General features: G+C 40.9%; 33 protein-coding genes. 24 read left to right on the forward strand and 9 right to left on the reverse strand.

From position 1 onward, the window contains the following. Window positions 1-26: 26 nt before the first annotated feature. A complete protein-coding gene (locus P9989_RS08275; protein ID WP_283078298.1) occupies window positions 27-1,034 on the reverse strand; it encodes an aldo/keto reductase in 1,008 nt (335 codons plus the stop codon). A 190-nt stretch (window positions 1,035-1,224) separates the two neighbouring features. On the opposite strand from P9989_RS08275, the gene P9989_RS08280 reads away from it, so the two are divergent. Next, window positions 1,225-2,118 (forward strand): TetR/AcrR family transcriptional regulator, encoded by an 894-nt coding sequence (locus tag P9989_RS08280; RefSeq protein WP_283078299.1) that lies wholly within the window; start codon window positions 1,225-1,227, stop codon window positions 2,116-2,118. 61 nt (window positions 2,119-2,179) lie between these two features. Here P9989_RS08280 and P9989_RS08285 read toward each other — a convergent pair whose 3' ends face one another. Together P9989_RS08285 and P9989_RS08290 are read right to left on the reverse strand one after the other, a co-directional pair. Then, a complete protein-coding gene (locus P9989_RS08285) occupies window positions 2,180-3,412 on the reverse strand; it encodes a cytochrome P450 (RefSeq protein WP_283078300.1) in 1,233 nt (410 codons plus the stop codon). Window positions 3,413-3,546: 134 nt separating this feature from the next. Continuing rightward, window positions 3,547-3,783: a ferredoxin gene (locus tag P9989_RS08290; protein WP_283078301.1), complete on the reverse strand. Its 237-nt coding sequence runs from the start codon at window positions 3,781-3,783 to the stop codon at window positions 3,547-3,549. 607 nt (window positions 3,784-4,390) lie between these two features. Between P9989_RS08290 and P9989_RS08295 the strand changes: the two genes are divergently transcribed. The 11 genes from P9989_RS08295 to P9989_RS08340 all read left to right on the forward strand — a co-directional run bounded on the left by P9989_RS08295 (window position 4,391) and on the right by P9989_RS08340 (window position 9,903). Beyond that, window positions 4,391-5,299 carry a DMT family transporter gene (locus P9989_RS08295; RefSeq protein WP_283078302.1) on the forward strand — a complete coding sequence of 303 codons (909 nt, stop codon included), beginning with the start codon at window positions 4,391-4,393 and terminating at the stop codon, window positions 5,297-5,299. Window positions 5,300-5,330: 31 nt separating this feature from the next. Then, window positions 5,331-5,459, forward strand: a complete 129-nt coding sequence (locus tag P9989_RS21665; RefSeq protein WP_428841947.1) for a hypothetical protein — start codon at window positions 5,331-5,333, stop codon at window positions 5,457-5,459. A 189-nt stretch (window positions 5,460-5,648) separates the two neighbouring features. Further along, the gene (locus tag P9989_RS08300) at window positions 5,649-6,026 is read left to right on the forward strand and encodes a VOC family protein (RefSeq protein WP_283078303.1); all 378 of its coding nucleotides are present in this window, start codon (window positions 5,649-5,651) and stop codon (window positions 6,024-6,026) included. 34 nt (window positions 6,027-6,060) lie between these two features. Further along, window positions 6,061-6,426: a VOC family protein gene (locus tag P9989_RS08305; RefSeq protein WP_283078304.1), complete on the forward strand. Its 366-nt coding sequence runs from the start codon at window positions 6,061-6,063 to the stop codon at window positions 6,424-6,426. A gap of 47 nt (window positions 6,427-6,473) precedes the next feature. Further along, window positions 6,474-6,944, forward strand: coding sequence for a DUF4367 domain-containing protein (locus tag P9989_RS08310; protein WP_283078305.1), 471 nt, complete (start codon window positions 6,474-6,476; stop codon window positions 6,942-6,944). 94 nt (window positions 6,945-7,038) lie between these two features. Further along, complete coding sequence (locus P9989_RS08315) at window positions 7,039-7,716, forward strand: HAD family hydrolase (RefSeq protein WP_283078306.1); 678 nt, start codon at window positions 7,039-7,041, stop codon at window positions 7,714-7,716. Window positions 7,717-7,798: 82 nt separating this feature from the next. Next, window positions 7,799-8,218: a GyrI-like domain-containing protein gene (locus P9989_RS08320; RefSeq protein ID WP_283078866.1), complete on the forward strand. Its 420-nt coding sequence runs from the start codon at window positions 7,799-7,801 to the stop codon at window positions 8,216-8,218. Between the two features lie 15 nt (window positions 8,219-8,233). Further along, a complete protein-coding gene (locus tag P9989_RS08325; RefSeq protein WP_283078307.1) occupies window positions 8,234-8,635 on the forward strand; it encodes a VOC family protein in 402 nt (133 codons plus the stop codon). Window positions 8,636-8,641: 6 nt separating this feature from the next. Next, on the forward strand, window positions 8,642-8,926 hold the full coding sequence (locus P9989_RS08330) for a hypothetical protein (RefSeq protein WP_283078308.1): 285 nt from the start codon (window positions 8,642-8,644) through the stop codon (window positions 8,924-8,926). Continuing rightward, a complete protein-coding gene (locus P9989_RS08335; RefSeq protein WP_283078309.1) occupies window positions 8,917-9,126 on the forward strand; it encodes a GNAT family N-acetyltransferase in 210 nt (69 codons plus the stop codon). Before P9989_RS08330 ends, P9989_RS08335 begins: the two co-directional genes overlap by 10 nt. A gap of 15 nt (window positions 9,127-9,141) precedes the next feature. Continuing rightward, complete coding sequence (locus P9989_RS08340) at window positions 9,142-9,903, forward strand: class I SAM-dependent methyltransferase (RefSeq protein ID WP_283078310.1); 762 nt, start codon at window positions 9,142-9,144, stop codon at window positions 9,901-9,903. A 70-nt stretch (window positions 9,904-9,973) separates the two neighbouring features. Here the strand turns inward: P9989_RS08340 and P9989_RS08345 are convergent, their stop codons facing one another. Next, window positions 9,974-10,843, reverse strand: coding sequence for an SDR family oxidoreductase (locus P9989_RS08345; RefSeq protein WP_283078311.1), 870 nt, complete (start codon window positions 10,841-10,843; stop codon window positions 9,974-9,976). A 95-nt stretch (window positions 10,844-10,938) separates the two neighbouring features. On the opposite strand from P9989_RS08345, the gene P9989_RS08350 reads away from it, so the two are divergent. The 3 genes from P9989_RS08350 to P9989_RS08360 all read left to right on the forward strand — a co-directional run bounded on the left by P9989_RS08350 (window position 10,939) and on the right by P9989_RS08360 (window position 14,276). Further along, window positions 10,939-11,901: a helix-turn-helix transcriptional regulator gene (locus P9989_RS08350; protein ID WP_283078312.1), complete on the forward strand. Its 963-nt coding sequence runs from the start codon at window positions 10,939-10,941 to the stop codon at window positions 11,899-11,901. Between the two features lie 114 nt (window positions 11,902-12,015). Continuing rightward, the gene (locus P9989_RS08355; protein WP_283078313.1) at window positions 12,016-12,699 is read left to right on the forward strand and encodes a methyltransferase family protein; all 684 of its coding nucleotides are present in this window, start codon (window positions 12,016-12,018) and stop codon (window positions 12,697-12,699) included. 110 nt (window positions 12,700-12,809) lie between these two features. Next, on the forward strand, window positions 12,810-14,276 hold the full coding sequence (locus tag P9989_RS08360) for a protein adenylyltransferase SelO (RefSeq protein ID WP_283078314.1): 1,467 nt from the start codon (window positions 12,810-12,812) through the stop codon (window positions 14,274-14,276). Between the two features lie 110 nt (window positions 14,277-14,386). On the opposite strand, the gene P9989_RS08365 is transcribed toward P9989_RS08360, so the two are convergent. Further along, window positions 14,387-14,599 carry a hypothetical protein gene (locus tag P9989_RS08365; protein ID WP_283078315.1) on the reverse strand — a complete coding sequence of 71 codons (213 nt, stop codon included), beginning with the start codon at window positions 14,597-14,599 and terminating at the stop codon, window positions 14,387-14,389. Between the two features lie 203 nt (window positions 14,600-14,802). On the opposite strand from P9989_RS08365, the gene P9989_RS08370 reads away from it, so the two are divergent. The 5 genes from P9989_RS08370 to P9989_RS08390 all read left to right on the forward strand — a co-directional run bounded on the left by P9989_RS08370 (window position 14,803) and on the right by P9989_RS08390 (window position 19,573). Then, window positions 14,803-15,651, forward strand: a complete 849-nt coding sequence (locus P9989_RS08370) for a sulfurtransferase (protein ID WP_283078316.1) — start codon at window positions 14,803-14,805, stop codon at window positions 15,649-15,651. 24 nt (window positions 15,652-15,675) lie between these two features. Then, the gene (locus P9989_RS08375; RefSeq protein ID WP_283078317.1) at window positions 15,676-16,104 is read left to right on the forward strand and encodes a DUF1801 domain-containing protein; all 429 of its coding nucleotides are present in this window, start codon (window positions 15,676-15,678) and stop codon (window positions 16,102-16,104) included. Between the two features lie 127 nt (window positions 16,105-16,231). Continuing rightward, window positions 16,232-16,675, forward strand: coding sequence for an SRPBCC family protein (locus tag P9989_RS08380; RefSeq protein ID WP_283078318.1), 444 nt, complete (start codon window positions 16,232-16,234; stop codon window positions 16,673-16,675). Window positions 16,676-17,001: 326 nt separating this feature from the next. Next, window positions 17,002-18,747 (forward strand): M14 family metallopeptidase, encoded by a 1,746-nt coding sequence (locus P9989_RS08385; protein ID WP_283078319.1) that lies wholly within the window; start codon window positions 17,002-17,004, stop codon window positions 18,745-18,747. Window positions 18,748-19,003: 256 nt separating this feature from the next. Then, entirely contained in the window at window positions 19,004-19,573 is a 570-nt protein-coding gene (locus P9989_RS08390) for a hypothetical protein (RefSeq protein WP_283078320.1), read from the forward strand. A 206-nt stretch (window positions 19,574-19,779) separates the two neighbouring features. On the opposite strand, the gene P9989_RS08395 is transcribed toward P9989_RS08390, so the two are convergent. The 4 genes from P9989_RS08395 to P9989_RS08410 are packed head-to-tail and all read right to left on the reverse strand — an operon-like array spanning window position 19,780 to window position 22,250. Continuing rightward, window positions 19,780-20,799 carry a TolB family protein gene (locus P9989_RS08395; RefSeq protein WP_283078321.1) on the reverse strand — a complete coding sequence of 340 codons (1,020 nt, stop codon included), beginning with the start codon at window positions 20,797-20,799 and terminating at the stop codon, window positions 19,780-19,782. A gap of 4 nt (window positions 20,800-20,803) precedes the next feature. Continuing rightward, complete coding sequence (locus tag P9989_RS08400; RefSeq protein WP_283078322.1) at window positions 20,804-21,052, reverse strand: hypothetical protein; 249 nt, start codon at window positions 21,050-21,052, stop codon at window positions 20,804-20,806. A 14-nt stretch (window positions 21,053-21,066) separates the two neighbouring features. Continuing rightward, the gene (locus tag P9989_RS08405) at window positions 21,067-21,930 is read right to left on the reverse strand and encodes a permease prefix domain 1-containing protein (protein WP_283078323.1); all 864 of its coding nucleotides are present in this window, start codon (window positions 21,928-21,930) and stop codon (window positions 21,067-21,069) included. Next, window positions 21,927-22,250 carry a PadR family transcriptional regulator gene (locus P9989_RS08410; protein WP_283078324.1) on the reverse strand — a complete coding sequence of 108 codons (324 nt, stop codon included), beginning with the start codon at window positions 22,248-22,250 and terminating at the stop codon, window positions 21,927-21,929. The genes P9989_RS08405 and P9989_RS08410 overlap by 4 nt, the downstream gene beginning before the upstream one ends. Window positions 22,251-22,726: 476 nt before the next feature. Here P9989_RS08410 and P9989_RS08415 point away from each other — a divergent pair, with 476 nt between their 5' ends. The 4 genes from P9989_RS08415 to P9989_RS08430 all read left to right on the forward strand — a co-directional run bounded on the left by P9989_RS08415 (window position 22,727) and on the right by P9989_RS08430 (window position 26,514). Further along, entirely contained in the window at window positions 22,727-23,596 is an 870-nt protein-coding gene (locus tag P9989_RS08415; protein WP_283078325.1) for a DUF4047 domain-containing protein, read from the forward strand. Then, the gene (gene sipW / locus P9989_RS08420; RefSeq protein WP_283078867.1) at window positions 23,571-24,128 is read left to right on the forward strand and encodes a signal peptidase I SipW; all 558 of its coding nucleotides are present in this window, start codon (window positions 23,571-23,573) and stop codon (window positions 24,126-24,128) included. The genes P9989_RS08415 and sipW overlap by 26 nt, the downstream gene beginning before the upstream one ends. A 76-nt stretch (window positions 24,129-24,204) precedes the next feature. Continuing rightward, window positions 24,205-24,798 (forward strand): CalY family protein, encoded by a 594-nt coding sequence (locus P9989_RS08425; RefSeq protein WP_283078326.1) that lies wholly within the window; start codon window positions 24,205-24,207, stop codon window positions 24,796-24,798. Between the two features lie 54 nt (window positions 24,799-24,852). Then, a complete protein-coding gene (locus P9989_RS08430) occupies window positions 24,853-26,514 on the forward strand; it encodes a M4 family metallopeptidase (RefSeq protein ID WP_283078327.1) in 1,662 nt (553 codons plus the stop codon). The last annotated feature ends 39 nt before the right edge of the window (window positions 26,515-26,553 follow it).

Here is a 26,553-nt window from a genome sequence, read left to right on the forward strand (position 1 = left end):
ATATAACTGAGTCCGGTTTTTTCATGTTATTTAATTCCTAAATTCTGTCGATCAGGTGGTGCCATAAACTCAGGTCCTACTGGTTCTTTAATGTGTTTTAAGAGAATCTCATCAATATCGTGCATGCTTTCCTCATCAATGGTAAAGCTGTTGACCTCTTCGACGGGGTCCAATTGATCGGGGCGTCGTCCGCCCATAAGTGCGATCCCTGAACCTGGTTGTTGAAGCACCCATTTTAACGCTAGGTGAAGAACATGTTTGCCAAATCGGTCCTGGGCCAGCTTATCGAGTTCCTCTACAGCATTCAAATATTGGCTGAAGCGTGGCTGTTGGAACTTCGGATCATTATTTCTCAAATCGTCGCCTTTGAACTCCCGATCCGCTGTCATTTTGCCTGACAGTAATCCGCGGCATAGTGAACCATAAGAGACAGTGGTGATATTGTGTTCTTTCGTGTACGGCAGCACTTCATTTTCAATCCCGCGTTCAAATAAGTTGTACGGAGGCTGCAACGTATGAATCGGGGCGGCCTCCTTGAACACGTCCATTTGTTCTGGAGAGAAGTTGCTCACGCCAATAGCTCTGATTTTCCCTTGTTTGTACAAGTAATGAAGAGCCTCTGCGGTTTCATGGAGTGGAATCATCGGATCAGGCCAGTGAAGCTGATAAAGGTCAATGTAATCTGTTTGCAGACGATTCAATGAATCTTCAATCTCTTGATGGATGCGCTCTTTGCTTCCATTTCGAAAGACCGTTTCGTCCTGCTGCCACTCCATGCCTACTTTAGTGGCCAGCAGGACCTCATCACGGCTGCCTTTCTCTTTTAGCGCTTTGCCAATAATCTCTTCCGACCGTCCAAACCCGTAGGCAGGAGCCGTATCAATCAGGTTAATTCCTTTATCTAGCGCGGAATGGATTGTTTTGATGGACTGTTGTTCATCTGTTCCACCCCACATCCAGCCGCCTATGGCCCACGTTCCCAGGCCAATTCGACTGGCTTCTAAGTTAGTATTACTTATATTCAGTGTTTCCATCTTTCCACCTCCAAGGGGCTTAAGAAAATCTTCTCAGGGAATGTACCCGTTATTGGCGGTGGTTAATCAGCGGGGGTTACGGTTCAATCTGTATCAGTTAGTGTCACTCCCTATCTAACTAGTGATGTGTTATGATTAATTTTAATCGATTATAACCGTGGTTCAGGCAATTGTACGAGGTGGTATTTCAATGAGAAGAAAAGATTCTGATAAAGAAAGACACATATTAATAACGGCGATGAAGCTTTTCTCATCTAAAAATTACAATCGAACATCTATGCAGGAAATCGCTGATAGTTGTGGCATTTCTAAGGGAAGTCTGTATGTATACTTTAAGTCAAAAGAGGACTTGCTTTTAAATATTCTTCACTATTACTTCCAATATATTGAGGACCAGATCATGCTTGTTGAGGAAGATTCTTCTTTGTCTCCAACAGAAAAATTCACGAAAGAAATTGAAATCAAATTAGGGCATTATATTGAAAATCAGGAGTTCTACAGACTACAGGGTCAGGAAATTTCGGGGTTGTCGGATAAAAATATTTATCGGTATTTGCATCAGCAAAATATTGATCAAGTTAAATGGTTTGAACAATATTTAATCAAAATCTATGGAAATCAAATTAAACCTTACGCCGCCGATGGAGCCTTCTTTTTTATAGGAATGATCAGACAATACATGGAATTGATTGTCTTGAATCAGTTTCCTCTAAATATAAAAAAGGTCGTTCGATTTTTAATGATCCAAATTGATTTTATCATCAAAGGGCTGGTGGATCGTGGTGTTGAACCGTTAATGAACGAAAATTTATGGTCTTTATATTTAGAAGAAGCCAGTGAAGAAAAGATCCATCCTCTTGAATTGATTAAGCAAATGAAAAACCAGCTAAAATCTGACTCGATTTCTGAAATACAAAAAGAGGAAGCGGTTCAGTCGCTGAGCATCATGGAACAGGAACTGATAAGCATGCAGCCAAGATCGGCTATTCTAAAGGGGATGCTTCACAACCTTGAATCGATTCATTCACTTAAAGAGACAAGGGTGAAACTTGCCGATAGTTTGCAGGTGAATGAAATACAATGAGGTATTAAGTAAATGGCCAAGGTGGAGCTGCGACTTCACCTTGGCCATTTTATGACGGCTTCTATTTATACACTTTTATAGGAAGTTGAGTTAAGGACTGACCTGGAGCTGAAGTAGTTAAGCTTTTCTCCAAATCAAAGGATTCCACGGGCTCGATACGAGAAAATTTCTGTAAAAATGTCCTTAAGGCAGTCGTTAATTCTAAACGTGCCAAAGGTGCACCCAAACAAAAATGCGGGCCTTTTCCGAATGTCAAATGCTTCTTGTTGTTTGAACGATGAATATTAAGAGAGAACGGATCATCAAACATGTCTCCATCCATATTGGCCGCACTCATCCATGCGACGACAACATCCCCTTCTTTTAGTTCATGGCCTAATAAACTGTTGTCTTTTTTTACTGTACGGTCTCGTTTTGAGCTTTGAAAACGATAGCGAAGCATTTCTTCTACAGTTTTTGGAACCAATTCTACATCATTTCGAAGTTCTTCATAGAGGGATGGATCATCGTAAAGCAATGAATAAAAGGTATTTGCCAGTGCGTGACTGGTTGTTTCAACACCTGCTCCCAAAATAGCCATCGTTGTTCGGACAATTTCATCATCGGTAAATTTCTGACCCTCTACTTCAGCATTTATTAAGTCAGAGATGATATCCTCAGATGGGTTTGATCGTTTTTCAACAACAATAGGATAGAGGTATTCGTAATATTCTTTGGCAGCTGCTTGTTTCTTCAGCTCCATTTCCTCCTGATTTTCTTTGTCAAAAGGCTGGAACAGGATATCCACCCAGTGTTTAAACTTTGATTGATCTTCTATGGGAACTCCAAATAATTCCGTGATCACCATACTGGGCAATGGAGCTGCCAAGGCTTGTACGATATCAACAGTAGAGTTTCCCTCGATGTCTTCAACAAGTTCAGCCGCAATCCGCTCAATCCGGGGTTCCCAATTTTTTAAACTGCGGGGTGTGAAAGCTGCCGATAACAGGGAACGTCGCTTTCGGTGATTCGGGGGATCTACCATCGTTACGTTCACCGCATCCGGAATCGATCCTTCTTTATTTTTCGCTCCGACAGGAATGGTTGTTCTAGATCCCTCACTAGAAAAGAATTCATAGTTACTTAATACTTCTTTCACGTCTTCATACTTAAAAACATGCCACGTATTCGTTTCCTCATTGAAATAAACAGGGTTATGATGGAGCATTTCTTTATACCAATTAATTGGAAAAAACTCTTCTGAACGTGTCTGAAACGACTTGACTTCTTTCAGTGAAATGACTTCTTTGTTCATAAAAATACTCTCCCTTCAAGAATTATCAACACAATTTTTAAAATGCTGCGGTCTCCTAGTTAGTCCTGATTTTGATACTGACTACTTCACCTGGTCAAATGGTAAGTTACATAAGGCAAGTGAAGCTAAACGATTCAGTCTTCCTCACCAAAAGGCTGATCGGATACCTTAATTGCATCCGTAGGGCATTCCTCCACGGCCTCTTCCAGTTTCTCGACTTTATTCTCCGGTATTGGGACAGATCCTTGATTTCGATCTAGTTTCACAAACGCTAATCCATCTTCATCAAGGTCGAAAATATCTGAATCTAATCCCTCACAATTTCCACAGCCGATACATGTTTCCTGGTCAACGATCGCGTATTTTGCCATCGAAAAACCTCCCAACTTAAACCATTTTACTTTATAAACCTGTCCTTTTTTATGACTTAACAGTTCTATTTTTGACCATTAAGTCATTTAAAGAGTAACATACCCATTAATTCCCAAGCATGAGTCTTTCGAATAGTTTTGAAACGAGTTTATGCAAGTATCGAAGGAGCTTATGGTCCCGGAATCTTTCTATTAAACAGAAACAAATGCCTGTGTAACACGAATTGAAACGTATTAAACGGCAGTTTTTGGTATGAGAAATTAGTACTGATCATGAGGGGCACAGGTACTATATGGGAAAGAATTCATTGATTTACCTAGAAAAGACATGTCATATAAAAAGGCAACTGACTCGTTATAGGAGTCAGCTGCCTTTTAATGGTCTTATCTTCAGCATCCTTTTCTGCGGTATGCTTCAATATAGTAATGAAAATGGTATAATATGTAATGATGGTGTGATACTCGCGAACCCCCAAAAGTGCTTAATAAAGCACAGATAGAAACAAAGGTCCGTTGGTTAGGAGTGGGGATTTTTCGTTTACCTTCGTGATAAGCTTTGTGCTAACTATCTAGAAAGGAGGAGAGCAACATTTATTCCTATCTGTTTATGGTGCTAGTCGTTATTATATATGCGGGCAATATTCTTACTGGAAAAGCAATTAATGATTTACCTCCGTTTACGATTGCATTTTTTCGACTGCTGATTGCCTTCCTCATCTTATTTCCAATTGGATATAAAGCTGCGTGGAAATATCGATTAACTTTTAGGGAAAATAAACTGCCTTTTTTAATCATGACTTTGGCCGGGATCACTTTCTTTAACACGTTTATTTACAGTGCCCTGCAGTTCACGACAGCAACAAATGTGTCCGTACTGGAAAGTGTTATACCAGTTGTGACGGTTATTTTAAGTGCTTTTTTATTAAAAGAAAAACTGAACTTTGTACAATGGTTAGGGATTATTCTTTCCTTTCTTGGGGCTGTGTGGGTAGTGCTGGACGGCAGAGTTTTTCAACTTACATCTATGACCTGGAATATCGGTGACGGAATAATGGCAGGAGCGATCTTGTCCTGGGCTGTTTATTCGATATACGTGAAGCGATACATGCATTTATTTCCATCTTTCGCTGCTCTTCTCCTCATGACAGGTATTTCCGTTATCTTATTGATCCCGGTTGTTTTAATCGAATGGTGGGTGACAGGAGTCCCCTCATTTGAACGCTCAAGCCATGTGATCGGGCTGCTATATCTGGGAATCTTTCCTTCGTTTATAGCGTTAATCCTGTATAATCGAGCGGTTGATGCACTTGGTCCTTCCCAGGCTTCTGTGTTTTTGAACTTTTTACCCGTTGTAACTATGCTCGGAGCTTATTTCTGGCTGGAGGAAACGATTACGGTCATGCAAATTATTGGGGCACTGATTGTAATAGGCGGAGTGATTTTAACAACACAGTTTAATAAACTTGGCCGGAGGAAAGCAGATCACCAGAAGCAAAATTCTAACGTAAGTGTTTAGTTGAAAGGAAGGATTAGAGGATGTTTTTCGTATGAAAGTTAAGCCTACACCTCTTTATAGGGAAGGGAAAGGGTTTGAGGTTTTTAAAGAGAGAGTAACTAATAAAAAGTGGGAGGCAAGGTGGCCAATGGTCGAAATTGTACACCCAGATGGTCTCTGATTTTTCATTATGTCCTACAAAATTCGTTAATCTGGCTACAGCGCATTTCGAATTGAAGAAATGCGCATTTTTTGTCTTCAATCGCCTTTTCGATATCTCATAAAAAATTGAAAATCCATGTAGTTTATGAAGGATTTTGTAAGGTTGAACAAGAAGGTATAAATAGTCAGAAAGAGGGAGGAAATAGGGATGGTGCAACCATTAATGAAAGGGTTGGAAGGAGCATTTATTCCGGTACGTGATCCAGCACGATCAGCTGTATGGTATGAGGAAATTCTGGGGTGCACACCTCTTTACGTGGAAAAAGAGGCTGTAACGATGAAGTTGGCAGAAGAATCACAGACTGTCATATGCCTAGTTCGAACTCCCGATCACAAACCTATGGAGTTTCCGGAAAACCACTTTGGTGTGACAAAATATTATAATTTTTTGCCCGAGGATATTGAAGAGACGCACAGGCTATTGTGTGAGCGTGGAGTAAGGGTTAATCCCATCGGAGGAGAAGGATCTATGAGATATTTCACATTTTTTGATCCTGATGGTAACCCTCTGGGGTGCTGTAATTAATTCATATCCATATCAAAAGGAGGATGCATGAATAGTGAAAAGTCCAATTAAAAACAAAGTCAATTTAGTTTTCATTCCGGTTACGGATATTGAAAAATCGAAGAAATGGTATTCTAAAATGCTCGGGATAGAGGACGGAGAATTCCATTTTGATCATTTGTTTGTAGCGAAAATGGATGGGGCGGGGATGATTCTGGATACTATGCCGATGTGGCGAGATGAGAAGGGAGAACTTCCAAGATTAAATGTCCCAGCCATTCAATTTGGGACTGATAACATCCAGGAGTCTTATCAATTTATGAAAGAGAATGGGGTTGAGCTGGTAACGGATATTCAGCATGATCATTTTTTTGTTATCAAGGATCCTGACGGTAATATGCTTATGGTTTGTGAGGATTAAGTATAGGAGGGGACGCTTATATGGATTAAAGTTAAGGGGAGATGGTAGTGAAAAAAATTGTTTACTTGGGCCTGCTCCTCTTTATTTTGGGAGGATGCACTGACGGCACCTCGTCAGCTGAATTAGTAGATTACAATAAAGCTAAAGTTATTCACTCATTAGAAAAATTATCTTTCAATCCTGAAATACCGAATGCTCTTCCTTTTAAACCGGCAGAAATAAGAGTGAACGTAGAGGGAGTAGGAAGCAGGGAAGGGAGATTCTTTAAAGTCTCATTTTTAAGTGAAGACCGAGATGAAATCACTTTTAGGGCGTTAGAGAGTCAAAATGCAATTGACTTTTCGGATGAAACCGTACAAATAAATGAAAACCTTGAAGGCAGTTATGGAGAGAAAGACAACATACAAATTTTAAAATGGGAAAAAGACGATATTTATTACGAATTATTTGTTGATAGTGACTCCGTTTCCAAGAGAAAAATGTTAAAAATTGCAGGTGATTTTTATCGTCCTAAGTAGACATCACCAATAAAAATGAAGCTAGTGTTACTGAATAGCTAAATGGACGGGAAAAGTAAGAAGAAAAGGCAGTTAGGAGGGGCATGTATCTATCATGATCAAGACTGTCCTATTTGACCTAGATGGTACTTTACTAGATAGAGATGCATCACTAAATAAATTTATAGAAAGTCAATATGAGCGACTAATTGAATGGCTGGGGCACATTTCCAAACAAAATTACATGCAAAGGTTTACTGAACTTGATAACCGAGGGTACGTTTGGAAAGATAAAGTATATCAGCAGTTAGTTATGGAGTATGATATCAAAGACATAACATGGGAAGAGTTACTACAGGATTATCTCGATCATTTTAAGGAGAACTGTGTGCCATTCCCACATCTTATTCGTACATTAAAACAATTGAAAAAAAGGAACTTTTCAATCGGGATCATTACTAATGGAAAAGGGAAGTTTCAAATGGACAATATTAAGGTCTTAGGCATTGATAACTATACTGATATCATTCTCGTTTCAGAATGGGAAGGCGTAAAAAAACCTGATCCAATTATTTTTAAGAGAGCATTAGCGCAACTAAATGTCTCTCCAGAAGAAAGCATATTTGTTGGAGATCATCTTGAAAAAGATGTCCAGGCTGCTCAAAAGGTTGGGATGAAAGGTGTTTGGAAAAGAAACGATCATTGGGAGAAGGAGCTGCAAACAGATCTTATAGTAGATGACTTGGCAGAAGTACTCACCATTACAAATAAATTGAATTCCGTACTTTTTTAATTCTAGGAGCCATTAAAAGGTCGAATAGTAAGGAGGGAGTATCCTGGAAGTTGTTAGCAAAGGTGAAATCAAATTAATCGGCATTCGACTAGTCTGCACAACACTTGAAGAATATCAGCAAAAGATACCACAGATTGTTCAGTCTCTTCATGATCGATTAGATGAAATACCAAATAAGGTTAACTCGCACCTGTTTACCGGTATCCATATGGTTGATGCGACAAATGAAACGGACGGATACTGGAAATGTGTGGAGGTGACAGAAATTAATGAAGTTCCAGAGGGCATGGATGCGATTGTTGTGCCATCCCAAACGTATGCTTCAATCGATCACCATGGAATTCCTTGGGATATTCACCTGGCCTACAGCAAGATGCATGAATTTATTGAGCAATCCGGGTATAAACGAGTTTTTGATGCCTGGACATTGGAAAGGTTTGATCAGACCCAACAATTAGAAGGGAAGATTTGCTGTAAGTTGTATGATCCGATAATCAAGTAAAAGGAGATGGATGCCTTGAAAAACAAGATGGTAAGAAAGATCACAAATGTTGAGATTCCCGTTACAGACCTCAAGCAGTCTCTAAAGTGGTACACGGAGATGCTGGGTCTTGAAGTCCAACACCAAGATAACGACTCAGCTATGCTTTCATTCGAGTTGCATGGAGCGGCTACTATTTTTTTAGTAAAAACCGAGAAGCCTTCAAAGTTGGTGTTTCATAATACGAGCTGGGGAATAGCGGAAAACAGTGTGATCGATTTTTATACCGAGGATCTGCAGGATTGTCACCAATGGATGAAAGAGCAGGGAGTCAAAGTAAGTGAATTAAATGGTCATGAAGATGGGTTATCTGGATTTGGTGTGACTGATCCTGATGGCCATGTTTTTGGAATTTGTAATGCAGATCATGATCGGTAAGGGACTATGGTTGCTAATAGATTGAAGGAAAGTGGTGGGGCTAAAATTATTACTGGATCGATAGAAATTTTACCGATCGCTAAGTCTTTTGAAGAAAAAGCCAGGGGACTGATTTTGGACGGGTTACTAGAGCGTTTTGGCTATATCGATGTTACCCTTAACCCAGACCTAAAGGATATTATGTCTACGTATCATAATATTGGACATGTATTCTTAGTAGGTGAGGAACTTGTAGCTACTGGAGTCTTGACGAATCGAATCGTGTGGGGCGAATTTTACGTATGTCGGTAAAGTTGTCTTACAGAAGAAATGGTTTTGGAAAAAGAATGCTGCAATCTCTTGAAGAACATGCCAAAGTATTGGAATATAAAAAAGTTGTATTAGAAACGAACAATGATTGGGAAAGTGCCCTGAATTTTTATACATCAAATGGTTATCAGATGGTTGCAGAGGATGGCGAATGCATGCATTTTGAAAAGTTCCTATCTTAAAGGAAGAGGTGAACAATGAAGATTACTGATTACACTGAAGTAGCCAACGTTTATGATGAAAACCGGTATAGATTTGAAGAAGTACAAACAGATACTGAACTAGAAAACTTTATCAAACAAAATCCTCGATCCTCCTACAACGTATTGGATTTAGCTTGCGGGACAGGAATATATCTTCATTACCAAGCTACCAACTTTAATGACGTTCAGATCCAGTGGCACGGCCTCGATGCTTCTATGGATATGCTTCACAAAGCAAAGGAGAGGTTAAAAGGTGTCTCATTGGAGCATGGGTTAGCTGAGGAAATGCCTTATGAAGAGGAATCGATGAACTTCATCTTGAATAATTATGCCTTCCATCATTTTACTGAAAAAGAACAAGTCCTGGATGAAATTCAGAGAGTGCTTAAAAAGGAAGGAGTTTATAAGTTACATAATATCGATATCCATGGGATGAAAAACTGGTGGATTTATCATTACTTTCCTTCAGCGTACAGGGAGGATTTAAAAAGATTTTGGACTAAGGAGCTTATCTTCGCAGAACTTGATCGAAGAGGGTTTAACGTCAAAATTGACTGTAACTATCAAATGAAAAAGGTCAAAGTAGCTGATTACTTGGATCACGTTAAAAACAGAGATATATCTGTTCTAACTCTACTTGATGATAAAGAGTATGCTGAGGGCTTGGATAGAATAATATACGACTTAAATAGAAATTCAGATAAAGAGATAATCAATGACTTTTCCGAACTGATTTGTGTAGCTCAGAAGATTTAAGTGGTTACAATATCAGTTCAGTTTCTGAAGGAAAGTGGACGCGTTAAATACATAACGCGCCCTAAAGAAGTTATTTCACATGCTCCTCGTAGTAATTTCCCCAGTGGGGCTGCGTTCCATCAATGTCTTTAAAATCATAGATCTCAGACAATCCCCATGTACTTAACGTTTTGCCGTTAAATCTTCGGACTTGTGGGTCTAGGGCAAGGTGTTTCAACGCTTCTCCAATGTAAAAAGGCGTTTCAGAAGCAATAAAGTGTGGTTCAACTTTCGCGCCCTCCTCCCAGTTGTCTTCTGTCACTCCGAATAGTTCTAACATGGCTTCTGAACGAAGGAATCCTGGTGTTAACGCAATCGAGGTAATGTTGTAGTCTTTAAGGTCTTGGGCCGTAGCGTAAGCCATATGGATGTTTGAGATTTTGGCTAGGCTATAATAGAAATTCCCTCGATATTGATAATCTGTTCCGTCCGTAATTTCGATGATGAGGCCTTTATTGTTTTTCTTCATAAGTGGGACAGCATAATGGGAGGTGATGATATGGGATAGCACAGCTTGTTTATGCAGCTGCAAGCCCATGTCTAAGCTGTGTTCTCCGATGTCTTTGCCCCACTCTGTCAGTGGATCTCCTCCCCAGATATCGTTGACCAGGATGTCTAATTGGCCATTTTGGTCTTTCTTAACTTTTTTTATAAATTGTTGAACTTGTTGTTCGTCAGTATGATCCACTTGTACAGGAATGCCATGCCCTCCTGCCTCATTCACCAACTCAGCTGTTTCCTCGATCGTTTCCCTTCGCTGCATCGGTGATAATTCGTGTCTGGTCGTACGTCCCGTGACATAGACGGTTGCTTCAGTTTCGCCGAGTTTAGTGGCGATCGCTCGTCCTGCTCCTCTCGTTGCCCCCGCTACAATCGCTACTTTATTCTTCAAAGTCGTCATGTTCATCCATCCTTTCTATTTCGTTACGGTTAGTATAAAGTGAATATATGACATCTCGTGTCATGATTTAAAAAGTTTTCTTAAGGAGATTACAGATGAAAGCTGAAAGAATGATGAAGATATTAATCCTTCTGCAGTACGGGAAAACCATTTCTACACCGACGCTTGCAAAAGAGCTGGAAGTTTCAGAACGAACGATTCATAGAGATATGGAATCGTTACATGCTGCCGGCATTCCTGTTTTTTCGGAAAGGGGAAAAAGCGGAGGCTGGAGACTTGTAGATGACTGGAAGCAAAAATTAAGCTGGTTAAAAGATCATGAAGTATTGACGCTGTTTTTGCCACATGCAGAGAAGCTTCTTTCCGACTTGAATATGGATGCGTCCATAGCCGACTTAGGAGATAAGCTGGCATTATCGCTCCCCGAGCCATCAAGAGAGCGAGCCCTTAATCTTTGGGAACGCGTGTATATAGATATGGGAACCTGGAGAGATAAGAAAATCGATTTAACTTCCGTGATGGGTGTCTTACAGGAAGCGGTCATGAACAACAAGCAGGTAAGCATTCATTATGAAAAGGCAAATGGAACGAGCAAAGAAATAAGCATTAAACCTTTAGGATTAGTGGCCAAAGGCAGCACATGGTATATCGCCGCACAGAACGAGAATGATGACTTTCGCAATTACAAGGTGGAGCGGATCGTTAAGGCTGTCCTGCTGGATGAGCATTTTGACAGACCCAGCGATTTTAAATTAGCCGACTACTGGGAGGGATCCAAACAGGATTTTGTTCAGAACCTTCCCGAATTTAATGTAAAAGTGAACGCTTCCCCTTCAGCGAGGGAGAGAATCATGTTTACGGGTCGTTTCGTTCAAACGAGCGAGTTTGATAAACTAAAGCAGAAGGGCTGGACAGAAATGGAATTAATTTTTCCGACAGAAGAGGAAGCTGTAAACTTCTTGTTAGGCTTTGGAGATCAGTTGAAAGTCAAATCCCCGACGTATTTAATTGATGAAATCACGGAGAGAGCACGGAAAGTCATTCGTTTTTATCAATAGCAAAATGTTTATTGTATTTTTAGGCGAGGTTATCCTCGGGGGTGTTATAAAGAAGTTAAAACAAAAGTATAATCCGAGAAGCTGGTTATTCTTTTTTTAGGGGGGAGCTCAAATATGTATCAGGGAAAAGAGAGAAGCACATCTCAAAAAATAACAGTAGTGCTTCTAGAATCAGTCATATTAATAATTGCTGGATGGTTTTTATTTCTGGAGGGCGGACAACAATTAAGCAATTGGTTTGGGTGGAGTTTTACAGAAGGGAATGAGATAAGAAATACGACCTTATTTATATTGTTTTTAATCGTATATGGACGTATGGGTATTACATTATTTTATCTCCTGAAAAGAAAAATGCCATGGGCTGAAGCCTTTTCCGTTCCTCTAGCTTTTTCACTATATTATATTGGATTTTCCCTTTTTTCCTTAACTACTCATAAACCTCTAACCACTTTGGACTTTGTTTACATTCTGTTATTTCTGTTTGGTTCATTTATTAACACATATTCAGAATTGCAGAGGCATGAATGGAAAAAGAACCCTGAACATAAGGGGGAATTATACACGGAAGGATTATTTAACTATGCGATGCATATTAACTACTTTGGTGATTTGGTATGGGTTACAGCTTTGGCTTTATTAACCAGGTCCCCTTGGGCGATGAGCATCCCAATCATTTTGTTCTGCTTCTTTGCATTTTATAACATCCCGCTATTAGATAAATACCTGGCTGAGAAATATGGGAGTCAATTTGATACATATAGAAAGCACACGAAAAAGTTCATTCCTTTTATTTATTAATGATTAAATCACTAAAACGAGGGAATTATTTATAAGCATCTATGATTTTTGGGTTTTTGTAGAAGAATATAGATGGATAGTAAAATGACAAACCAAACAAAGGAGATACGATGACACATACTAAAGAAATAGGATGGAACTTTGACAACAGTTATGTCCGTCTTCCGGAATTATTTTATAAAAAAACCGAGCCAACTCCTGTGGAATCACCGGAGCTGGTCATTCTCAATGAATCTTTGGCTAAGTCATTGGGGCTGGACGTTGAGAAGCTGCAAAGTGAAGAAGGTGTAGAGGTTATGGCTGGTAACGAGGTTCCTGAAGGTACTGAAACGATCGCCCAGGCTTATGGTGGCCATCAGTTTGGGAACTTTACTATGCTGGGTGACGGCAGGGCTGTGCTATTGGGCGAGCAGGTGACTTCTTCAGGGGAACGGTTTGACATTCAGCTCAAAGGGTCGGGCCGGACACCATTTTCACGCGGTGGTGATGGACGAGCGACACTTGGCCCAATGCTGCGCGAATATATCATTAGTGAAGCTATGCATGGGCTTGGAATTCCGACCAACCGAAGCCTTTCTGTGGTAACAACTGGAGAGTCCGTCAGGCGTGAAACGGAGCTGCCTGGTGCGATTCTGACTCGTGTAGCTGCCAGCCATTTGCGAATTGGTACTTTTGAGTATACGGCTAACTGGGGCACAGTGGAGGATTTGCGTCGGCTTGCTGACTATGCGCTAGAGCGTCATTTTCCTGATATTGAGGATAATGAAGATCGATATCTTGCCCTGTACCAGGAAGTGGTGAAGCGTCAGGCTGCCCTGCTTGCCAAATGGCAGCTGGTCGGCTTTATTCATGGTGTGATGAACACAGACAATATGACCATCAGCGGTGAAACCATTGATTACGGGCCATGTGCTTTTATGGATGAATATGACCCGGCCACGGTATTCAGTTCGATTGATGTTCAAGGTCGTTATGCCTATCGAAATCAACCGCCCATCGGCCAATGGAATCTCGCACGCTTCGCGGAAACCCTTTTGCCGCTGCTTCATGACCAGCAGGATCATGCCGTCGAACTTGCACAGGAGACACTAACAGGGTTTGAAGATTTGTATCATCGTCATTGGCTTGAGGGAATGCGGAACAAATTAGGTCTTCAAACCGCAGAGGACCAGGACGAACCTCTGATCGAGGATCTTCTCGGGATTATGGAAAAGCATCGTGCTGATTTTACCAATACGTTTCGTGCTTTAACGCTAGAGAAGCCGGAGGACACGGCTATGAGTGGGTCAACTGAATTTACTAATTGGTATGAGCAGTGGCAAGCGAGACTGGATAGACAGAAAGAATCGAAAGCTTCTGCTTATCAATTGATGAAGCAATCGAACCCTTCGGTAATTCCGCGCAACCACCGGGTAGAAGAGGCACTTGAGGCTGCCGTGGAAAAAGGTGACTACAGTGTATTGGAGCAGCTTACGGATGTTCTTTCAAACCCATACGCGTATTCGCCTGAGCAGGAAAAATATACGAAGTTGCCTGAACCTACAAACCGTCCTTATCGAACCTTCTGTGGAACTTGATGCAGTTACCCTGTGGTGTCAATAGTTTCCAAACGATTTCACTTAGACGGTTGGAGATTCATGTGTGAAGGGAAAGAGCTAATGACAGGAGAAATCATCTATAGGAACACTTAGCGCGAATTTTCTTTTGAGTAACGTTTCCTCAGTTTATATTCCGCAGGGAAAGTTAAGGCACATCCAACTATTGTTCCGACTACGAATATATATGAAAAGCCAAAAAAACCACCTTTGGTTATTAGTCCATCCATTATCATTGAAACGAGTACGATAACAAAGCCAGACCATCTATAAAAATTAAGGTTATGTTTTTTAGAATGATTCACCTAAGCATCCCTCCCCCTCTGTAATTAATTATTAACTTAACATTAGATTGAATTTTTAACCAATATTGTGTTCTTAACTATCAGACCGCTTATCTTTCATAAGATAAGCGACTTTTTTTTTAATCAAAAGTCTCGCTTTAAAAGGAGTTTCAGCAACATAAGACGAAATTCTATAAAGAGCATAGTTAAAGCGAGGTGGAATAATGATAGAAAAAAATCTGGTCAGTGCAGATTGGTTAAACGATCATATCGGGGATGAGAAGGTTGTAGTGGCCGACTGCCGCTTTGATCTCAGTAACCCGGATAAAGGACGTAATGACTATAATGAAGGACATATTCCTGGAGCGACTTATTTTGACCTTGAAAAAGATTTGTCAGGGCAGGTGAAAAAGCACGGCGGCAGGCATCCGCTGCCGCAGATTGATGAATTTGCAGCAAAGTTAAGTAGCGCCGGTATTGGGGAGACAAAATATGTCGTAGCGTATGATGATCAGGGAGGTGCCATGGCAGCGCGGCTATGGTGGCTGTTGAAATATTTAGGTCATGACCAAGTCGCAGTGCTTGAGATCGGCTATTCGGAGTGGGCCAACCAAGGCTATCCGACAACAATAGATGAAGGAACGCCAGAAAAAGCTGTGTTTACGCCTAATATACGGCCAGGGATGGTTGTGGGAATGGAAGAAGTAAGCGAAAAAAAGGAGAGCAGCAATGTAGCTCTCATTGATGCCCGCGCTCCGGAACGTTACCGTGGTGAAGTGGAGCCGATGGATAAAAAAGCAGGACATATCCCTGGTGCGGAAAACTTGTTTTGGAAAGAAAACATAAGCAGCGAAGGAAAATGGAAGTCAAAAAGTGAATTGCAAGGACGTTTCGACTTTTTGCAAAACAAAGAGGAAATTATCGCCTACTGCGGTTCAGGCGTGACGGCAAGTGCGAATGTGCTCGCATTGAAGGAAGCCGGCTTTGGTGATCAAGTCAAGCTTTACGTGGGCAGCTGGAGTGACTGGTCTTCTTATGATGAGAATCCAGTGGAAACCGAAGAAAAAAAGTAACTTGGATCAAAGGAGATTTTGTATATGTATGAATTAAAAACGAAAGAAAATGATAACAGTGTGATTGAATTTATTGAAAATGTCGATAGTCCAAAGAAACGTGAGGATGCCTATAAGTTATTAGATGTTTTTACAGAAACAACGGGGTACCCTGCGAAAATGTGGGGGCCGAGTATCATTGGATTTGGTGCTTATCATTATAAATATGCGTCTGGACACGAAGGTGATGCCCCATTAGTCGGCTTTTCACCGCGAAAAGCAAAAATTAGTTTATATTTTGCGACAGGTGACACAGAACGTGAACAGTTATTGGAGGACTTTGGAAAACATAAGACGGGAAAAGCATGTGTGTACATTAATAAAACCGCAGATATTGATGTGGATGTATTGAAAGCGTTAATCAACCAATCTGTTAAGTTTTTGAGAGAAACGTATCCAGAGCAAGAAGGATGATGTATTTTTATTTTCCCGGCCCCTATCTCTGCCCATACAAACAACAAGTTTGCAACATGACAATGTAAAGAAGATAAATTTCATAGCTAGGACGTAATCTGTAATAATTTATAAAGAGGGATGTAGGATGAATACGGAAATCATTACGAAATTAAAAATTAACAAACCGGCTAGTGAGGTGTTTGAAGCATTTGTATCACCTGCAAAAATCGGAAACTTTTGGTTTTCTTCTAGTTCAGAAAGGTGGCAGCAAGGTAAGACTATTACATTGAGGTATGATGAATACAATGCTGAAGGAAAGATTAAGGTGCTGGAGGTCGAGGACAATAAGAAAATAGTGTTCTCATGGGGAGAAGAACATAATGAAGAAACGGTTGTTGCCATCACACTAAAAGGGTCTGATACAAGTACAATTGTTAAAGTAATTGAATCAGGTCTAAAGGAAGACGACCCCGAAATTGTGGCGAAAATGATCGGCCAAAAAGAAGGCTGGGTATATACGTTAACTTGTTTAAAGGGATATATGGAAAATGGCGTTAACAATTTGAGAGCCTCATTAGTTCATGAATAAATAAGTCTTATTAGTAGACGAGTTCCAATTGATTTCCTGGACAAATAAAACTAACACCGTTATTTGGTCACATGGCGTAATATGATTTTTTAAAAACAATAACTGGATGATGAAGGTTTTTAAAAATTAAAGATCGAAAGGTTTAAGGAGGGCAGCTTTTCTCATGCTAATTAAGGTGAGTCGGCTGTCACTATTTTTTAGAGGGAGTGATTAGTATAAAATTGTACAGGAAGCATTAGGACAACCGATTTGGAGTGAATGGCGATAGGAGTACATAAGTAAGAAGCGGTTTTTTTCTATGAAACTATGTAAGGAGGGGCTTAACCGTGAAGAAGAGAAATAAATTAGCGACGAGACTGATGGTTATTTTAATGTTTTCGTCAGCATTGTTTGGCTCAGGGTATGTAATTGAGGCAGCAACCGATTCACAAAAAGGTGAAGATACGACTCAACCGAAAACGGATATACCAGTGGCAGGACAGCCGAATTCAAGCTTTACACCGTACTTTGATAAGATTTACAGCTTGCCCGAACAAGTTGAGGCGTTATATCCAACCCCAGATGTTGACTTTAAAACACCCGGATTCAAGCCGGGAAAGAAGAATTTTACAACTCAGCAAGAAATGATGTCGTTTTTAAAAGAGTTAGATCGTTCAAGTGACGTGATGAAGATGAAAATTGCGGGTCATTCCCTAGAGGAACGCGCCATTCCTTTATTGGTTTTATCAACCAGTCATGGAAATATGGAAGACTTCAAAAATAAAACAACCGTGATGCTGGAAGGTCAAGTTCATGGAGATGAGCCAACGGGCGGGGAATCCGTGCTTGTCATAGCCCAGAAGCTGGCAGAAGGGAAGCTCGGAGAGAACGTCCTTGATGAGATTAATGTCATTTTAGTTCCCCGTATCAACCCGGACGGTTCTTATTATTTTCAACGCCAGACCGCGAATCAGTTGGATGCCAATCGTGATCACGTGAAATTAGAGCTTCCAGCCATTCGAACGCTTCATAAGATTTTCAACAACTATCAGCCGGAAGTGGTCATCAGTGCGCATGGGTATCTGGGGCTTCCGAGCAAATTTCCTAACCCGGAAAAATTACCGGGAATAGGGGAAGAGGGGGCCATTCCTTACCATGATATTCTATTGGCGCCCGACTTGAATTTAAATATTCCCAAATCAGTTCGAAAGAAAGCCGCTAAATGGTTTGTGAAACCAACGCATAAAGCGCTTGAAGATAAAGGTTTTTCGTCCTATCCGTACTACCTGCTTAAGAAGTCTGCGGATAAGCCAACTATTACAGGAGGCAGTCTGGCTGCCGGAATAGATACCAACGCCTATGGTCTCCAACCTGCTTTCACAATTTTAGTCGAGAGCCGGGGATACGGGTTGGGCCGTGAAACCTTTAAACGCCGTGTTGCTGCATCAGTAACGGCACATACCAATATCATCAAGACGGCGGCAAAACGTGCGAATGCCATCGAATCTGTGATTGAGCATGCCAAAGCGAAGATTACACGTCAAGGTGCAAAGATAGGGAAACAAGATAACATTGTGTTGGATAGTAAACGGCAAGAACTTCCGGGTCAGCAGTACTTGGATGTCGTTGACATTGCTGAAGGGGCAGTCGAGCGAATCCCCGTGAATTTTTTAAGTTCACAACAATCGGTTCCGACAGAGGAAATCGTACGTCCAACTTCCTATATTATGCCTCCAGCCTATCATGAGATCGCGAAGAAACTTAAGCTGCAAGGCGTTGAGGTGAAAAAGCTGAAAGAAGCGAAAACATTGGAGGTAGAACGCTATAAAGTGACAGATAAAGAGGTAGATGAAACATACTATCAGGGTCATCTGCTTACCCATGTTGAAACGGATAGGAAGAAGAAAACTTATCGCTTTCCAGAAGGCAGCTATGTCTTCAGCTCGGCTCAGCCAGCGGCTAATCTGATTGCTTTGTCACTCGAACCGGAGTCTGAGGTAGGTTATGTTACCTATAACTACCTGCCTGTTAATGTGGGGGAGATTGTACCCGTTTTTAGGTATATGAAAGAAGAAAAATTAGTAGAAGGTTGAATGACAAACATTAAAAAATAACAAATGACCTGAACGACTCTTAAAAAGTCCCTGAGATTCCTGGTGAATGTCAGGGACTTTGTGTATGTTCGCCTGAAGCAAAACGTTTATTCAGAAAAATCCAGGTAAAAAAACATTAATCGTAAGCAAGTTCACCTTACATCAGACCCGTAGGTTCTTATTCAATCCTGAGATTGAATAAGAACCATTTCCCTTGCAAAAGCTATCCCTATGATAGTCCATGGGGGGGATAGTTATGAGGGAAACACAGCTTTATGAAAAGATTTATGAACAAAAAGAACAGCTAAATAAATTAGTAAATAATTATTGGGATTTGTACTCAGGTATAGATACATGGTTTTTTTGGTTTAATATGGCGAGTGTTGTGATCCCGCTCATCATTCTATATTTTAAAGTGGACAAGGCTAGATTATTTGAAATCTGCTTTTTTGGTTACACAGTCCATGTATTATGGTCAAATGTGGATAATGTTTTATCCAAGAAAAATTTCCTCGTGCATCCGCACACGCTATTCCACTTGTTCCCTGTTGGCATAACCGTTACAGCAGTGTTATTTCCGGTTACATTTCTGCTGTTATATCAGTATTGTACGAATAGGGAGAAAAACTTTTACATATACGGTATCATTGGCTCTTTGATTTTCGCATTCGGATTTGGCGGTTTATCAGTTGCCGTGGATCTGTTGAAAATGGACAAGGGGATGAACTTAATGTATCTGTTTCTTATTGATGTAGCTATTGTTTTCACAGCTCTTTGGATGACAAAGCTTTTCCTCAACTTCAAGCATCGAATGAATTATTCTTGATTTCAGGTAAATATGGAGGTGTTTTGAGCAAGTATATACCGTGAATTGTGCAAATAATTATTTCTCTGTGTAATTATTGCCTTCCTCATCACCTGCACATAAGGAATTATCTCCTTGTGCCTTAATAAGAAATGTAGTATCCCGAATGTTCAAGGTTCGAAACCAGGTGCAGCCGGGATTTTGTACATCCATCTAATCATAAAACATTATTCAGGTATCTCAATGATAATTTCGTTCCGCTCGCTCCCATCCTTACTGACTCTCCAATATTCATAATCAGGAAGACCACCAGCAAAATTCTGGTTCACCGTGACGAGTAAGTCTTCACCTTCTGGAAAAAAAGCAGGTGATGTCACATGTTCATGGAAGTTTGTGACTTGTTCGACATCGTCACCATTGATGTTCATAGTGAAGACTTCATATAGATACGTGCCATTCTCTGAACTGGTTGCTACATCAGAGAAGGCAATGGAATTTCCATCTGGGGATAGTGCTGGAGATCCAATAGTAGGCCCGTTCGCAGCACCTGATTCATACTCAGGCCCTGGCATGATCGTTTCCACTTTTTTGGTTTCTAAGTTAAGAAGCTGGACTAAATCCTTCCCATTATAAAGTGAAAACATTAAATGCTTTCCATCATTCGAGACTTGCAAAGAGGAAAGACTATAAAGATTGAATGTTGTGATTCGGTCCGTTTTGTACGTATCGAGATTCATTTTATAGATATCATAATCCTCTGGCATAACTCGTTCACTGTTGGGACTCTTCTGGTAGCCTTCTGCTTTGATAAAATAAATATGAGTCCCGTCAGGAGCAAATACTGCTTCTTTAATATAATGATCTAAATCCTTCAGAGGCAGGCTTTGTTCCTTTTCGAAGTCATACATCATTAATTGACTATACGGTTTCCCCTCAACTTCCCATTCTTTGATGTACAAAAGTTTCGTTCCATTGGGAGAATAGGCTGGCCGGACGTATGAATCAAACGTCTTTGGTTGAAGGAGCAGGTGAGCTTTCCCTCCTGAAGCGGGAGCGGTATAGAGCGCGGCATCGCCCTTTTTATAATAGGAAAAAATGATTTCTTCTCCATCTGCGGAAAGAACAGGGGAGCGGCCGAGTCCCGTTCTTTTTTTTGGTCCTTCTGCAAATGTGCCCATCCAATAAAGCAAACCGAAAGAAACGGCGACGATCAATAGAAAGATCGTATTCTTTTTTTTCAAAGACATGTGATCACCCTTTTTCAATAAGATCTTTGGTCGATATGTAGATGACTAGACCGACAAGTATGACGATTACTCCATACACACCCAGGTGCTGAAAGTGAATCAGCCCTAAAATCATGGAGGCGGTTCCAAATGCAATCATGATCATGGATGAATAGAGAACTTTTTTCCTTTGTTTGAAAAAGAGAAGAACTCCGTGAATGATTAAAAACAGGATGAAAATGGGCCAGCTTACTAATTCAATAGAGAATTCCATAGTCATTCATCTCCTTACATCGCTGCTGCGATGGCGAAAGGGGACACCGATACAAAGACTAAAAATCCAAACCCTACAGCGATTGCCGTTAAAGGACGGTCTTGTATTAGCTTCATCTGGAACTTAAAGAAGATCAACCAGGCAATAATACTGGATAAGGGAAACAATAAGGTCCAGCCGAACCCTCCAAATATAAGAAATCCGTAGGTGAAAAACAGAGCAGCTGCACAGATCATGACGCCGAATATAATGTTCACGACGTAGCTGATCTTCAAGATACTCCGGCTTTTTTTCGTGGTTGTAGTTTGAGTTGAGGAGTAATATGAATTTCGTATTACGAACAAAATGCATAATAAAACGACGATAACCAAGTAGGACCAGAATAAAATAGCCTGCCTACCGGGGACTTGCTCCACAATCATCCCATTGAACCCGTTCCACATAGCCGTGATGAGAACAAGGACATTCAATGACCAGTAGTGGCGTCCCATAAAGGCAATATTGATGGCTGATAGTGTGACGGCACTTCCAATAATCATTTGAATGAGAAGCCAGATCGGTTCGACTTCGCCGACTACGAATGTCAGGCTTATATAGAAAAAGACACCGAACAATAGTGTGGCAATCCCAATCACATACAGTAAGCTGCGTTGATGGGGATACAAGCTTTCCTGAAGCCCATGTCCGATCAAGTTCGGATCCCCGAAATCATTCAATGCTTGCATTTCTGCTTTTTTTTCAGAGTTTCCTTGATTCACATAATCGTTCTTTGACGACTCCAAGTGGGCCATAAGCTCTTCTTTGATATCTTCTCGCTCATCAGGCGGACTTTGCATCTGGTCCAGGATACGGTTTACGTGCTTCTCCATCCGATTCATGGCAAATCCTCCGATGTTTTCATAATCAGCTCATTTACGCTTTTCCATTGGCCAAGCTTCTGATCGAGCACCGTACGACCTTCCTCTGTGATTTTATAATATTTCCTTCGTCCACTAGATGTTTCTGCCCAATACGAGGTCAGCCATTCCTTCTTCTCTAAGCGCTTCAATGCAGGATAGAGAGTACCCTCACTCATGTTGTAAAGGTTACCACTCTGTTCTTTTAAATGCTTGACGATTTCATAACCATACATATCGTGTTTTGATACTAAGCCGAGCATAAGGATGTCGATGCTGCCTTTCATGATTTCTCGATCCATCGCTTTCGCCCCTTTACCAATATTTGACGATAACATTGTATAACGATGTGCATCGTATTGCAAGGGTAATTGTTTAAAATAACTCTAACAAAAATTAGCGCCCAAACGATTAATAGTATTTTTAAAACCAAATAAAGTTTGTAAAAAGACAGAAAACCATCAAGCGGGTGGGGCGAGTATTTTTTGTGGAGAAAATTATTCATGGAGATGATCTATAAGCGTTTGCGCCCATATTTAATAGAGGGTAAGCCCTACGTCATATGTGAGAATTTATACCTTATTAGGGGGAATAATGTGGTGCTTTCATCTCGTTATAAAAGGTATCCCTTTAATAACGACAAATCCATCATTTTTCAGACAGTTTATTCAAGGGGGATTCCCCCCATTTACAGGAAACGGAAATCAGCTTATGGTTTCCCTATGACGAACGAAAAGTTAATAGAGGTCAATAGAATCATGAGAATGCGGGTGAAAGAATGAATCTCAAAAGTTTTACAGTGCTGGCATGCTTATGGAGCATCACTTTTTATTTAGTCTCCTGCGTAGTGGATGAAACAGAGGCCGAATTTTCCGACCAGGAGGTGGTAAGTTCGACGATTACCGCTGCTGCTGTGTTTCCTGAAACTATTGAAGAACTGGTGAAGGAGGCTCAAGGTATAACCAACCAATTGAGCAGTACTTATGATGATCTTTTAACGATCACTGCCGATAGTCTTACTATAGATCAGGCTAAGGCTAAATTAGAAAAAATACAGAAGAAGCGGAAGCAGATGAACACTAATTTTCAACGATTAAGCTCCATTCGCGATGAAATCGCAGAGTATGAGAGGAGAGCTCAGTCGTCTGGAAAGGACCCGACCAAGTATGTTCAAGCAGGCTTGAATGAGATCCACCAGATCTATGAAAAATCGAACGAGAGAATAGATTTCCAACGAATAGAAGATCTTATCACTGATTTACGGCAAAGAATTGAGGAACTCAAGCAGGAACAGAATAAGCCCGCACCGTTGCCACAGACGACAACAGATGAACAATCTGACACAGCGAGCGAAAATACAACTAGTCGAAAAAGTCAACCTGCCAACGAATCAGCACAAAAGGAACCAACCGACGAGGAATCATCGAAGCAAGCTAAGCCCGCCAAGAAGTCATCAACTCAGAAATCAGAGTCCACCAAAGAAGCTACACCACAACAAGAAAAGCCTGCCAACGAATCCACACAACAAAAACAAGCTTCAAACCCACCAAGAGAAGAACAGTCAGAATCCGCAAAGACGAATGATAAGGGAAAAACAAAAGAGGGGGAAATCGAAAACAATGATGAAGAAAACGTGGAAAGTAATTAGCAGCCTGATTACATTTCTCATGATTGGAGTCATGATCTGCCTGGCTATTGTAGTCATTTCCTCAAAGGCAAGCGGCGGAGAACCAACGCTATTTGGGTATCAATTCAAGACCGTGCTCTCCGGATCAATGGAGCCGACTTTCGAGACTGGTTCTATCATAGCGATTAAGCCGTCAAATGAAGGGATGACCTATGAAAAGGGGGACGTGATTACGTTTTTCGCAGAGGACGATAAAGTCATTACCCATAGAATTATTGATACTAAACAGGTTGATGGGAATGTGACCTATGTTACAAAAGGTGACCACAATGAATCAGCTGATGTTAATCCTGTACTCGGCAAGAACGTGATAGGTGAATATGTCGGCTTTACCATCCCATACGCAGGTTACCTGCTAAACTATGCTAGTTCAAAGGCCGGTGCTGCTTTATTACTCATTGTGCCGGGAGTCATTCTATTCTTGTATTCTATCGTTTCCATGTTTCAAGCGATCAGAGAAATAGATGGAAAAACAGAAAGCCGTTCTGCTTAATTTGGTTATTCTTCTGATGTATTTCTCAAAATACATTAAGAGTTTAATATAACATTTCATAGGGAGGAGATTGAAAATGGGTATGAAAAAGAAATTGGGGATGAGTGTTGTCACGGCATCACTCGGATTATCGTTAATCGGGGGAGGTACATTCGCGTATTTCAGCGACACAGAAACGACAAACAATACGTTTGCAGCGGGGACGTTGGATTTATCTGTGGATCCACAGAAGATTATTGACATCAGCAATTTGAAACCAGGGGATACGATGGTCAGGGAATTTAAGCTAACCAACGATGGCAGCTTAAAAATTGACACAGTGAATCTACTAACTGACTATACCCTTGTGGATGCGCAAGGCGATAACGGATCGGCAGATTTAGGCAAGCATATCAGAGTAAATTTCCTATTCAACTGGGATAAGGAAAGCGAACCTGTCTTTCAAACAACCCTTCATGAATTAAAAAACATGGACCCTGACATTGTTCAAAAGGAAGTATGGGATCCATTGTGGGAGCAGAAAGGCGGGCTTACTACAGGTACTATGAATGAATTATGGGTAGAATTCGAGTTTGTTGACAACGGCGAAGATCAAAACGTGTTTCAGGGTGACCAGCTTGAAGTGGAATGGAAGTTTAACGCAACACAAGGAGAAGGCGCAGAGAAATAAGGGAATGGAGCAGCATTTTCATGGTATTCAAGAAAATATAAGGAGTGATTTATTTTGAACAAGAAAGTCGTTTCCTCTACATTAGCTATCTCCCTTGCATTAGGAGGATTTGCTTCAGCCGGCACGGTCTTTGCAAGTGAGAAAAAGGTTGAAATGAACGAGAAATATAATACGCCCTCTTATATTGTTGGAAATTGGCAAGCCCCGCAGCCTAAGTCATTAACAAAATCAGACCCACTGAGCGAAAAGGAGGTTGCACTGTCCTTCCTGACGGCCAATGCTGAATTGTTTAAGTTAAAAGGGGACGCGAAACAACACTTTAAAGTGGTTAAGCAAACAGAAGATAAGAAGAACGGAACCCACCATCTCAGACTTGTTGAACAGTATAAGGACATTCCCATATACGGCTCGGACCAGACCATTACCCTGAATGAGAACAATCATGTAACATCTTTCTTTGGCCAAGTTATCCCTAATTTGGAAGAGAAAGAGATTCCAACAGAAGCTTCGATTTCAGAGAAGGAAGCAGTAGAAATCGCTAAAGCTTCGATCGATAAGAAAATCGGTCATGTAGAAAACTATGACGGTGACATAAGCAGCGAATTATATATCTATGAACATAATGGTGAATTTCATCTGTCTTACCTTGTGAAGGCATCCACTTCAGAACCTCAACCAGGCTACTGGCACTATTTCATTGATGCTGAGAATGGTGATGTAATTAAAATGATCAACGCCATCGATCAAGTAACCGGTTTTGGAAAAGGTGTTCTTGATCAAAAACAGATGTTTGAGATGACAAAGGGGGAGAACGGGAACTATTTCCTGTTTGATGGTACACGAGGGGATGGGATCCACACGTTCCATGCCCAGCATATCAACCCGTTAATTTTCAATCTACTCTCCCAGCTTGCTGACTATACTGGGGAAGAGCTGACGAGTGACCATAAATATTTCTCTGACCCTGCAGCGGTTTCAGCGCAAGTAAATGCAGCGGATGTATATGATTATTATAAAGAAACATTTGGACGAGATTCTTACGATGACCAAGGTGCGAAGCTGATTTCATCTGTCCATGTGGGTACAAACTGGAATAATGCTGCATGGAATGGAAAGCAAATGATGTATGGTGACGGGGACGGTGAGACATTTATCCCGTTGTCTGGAGCAAAGGACGTCATCGCTCATGAGCTTACCCATGCTGTTACAGATACAAGTTCTTCTCTAGTTTACCAGGATGAATCAGGCGCATTAAATGAATCCATTTCTGATATCATGGGTACCATGGTTGACCGTGAAGATTGGAAGATGGGAGAAGATGTTTACACACCGGGAATTGAAGGAGATGCCTTACGTACATTGAAGGATCCTGCTTCTTACACAAACGCTTTGACCGGTCCGTACCCTGATCATTACAGTAAAAGGTACACGGGTGAAGCGGACAACGGCGGCGTTCATATTAACTCAAGCATTAACAACAAAGCAGCCTACCTGATTTCCGAAGGCGGTACACACTACGGAGTTACCGTCGAAGGGATTGGGCGTGAAGCTACAGAACAAATCTATTATCATGCCAATACACAATATTTAACGTCAACGTCTGATTTCAGCATGATGCGACAAGCAGCCATCGAAGCCGCTGCCGCCCTTTACGGAGAATCATCAGCAGAAGTAGAAGCTGTCAAAAAGGGGTATGATGCGGTAGGCGTACAATAAGATTTCGTAAGACGACACCGTCACATTCAAGGCGGTGTC

Origin of the sequence: Halobacillus naozhouensis (genome assembly GCF_029714185.1) — a bacterium.
Taxonomy (GTDB): domain Bacteria; phylum Bacillota; class Bacilli; order Bacillales; family Halobacillaceae; genus Halobacillus_A; species Halobacillus_A naozhouensis.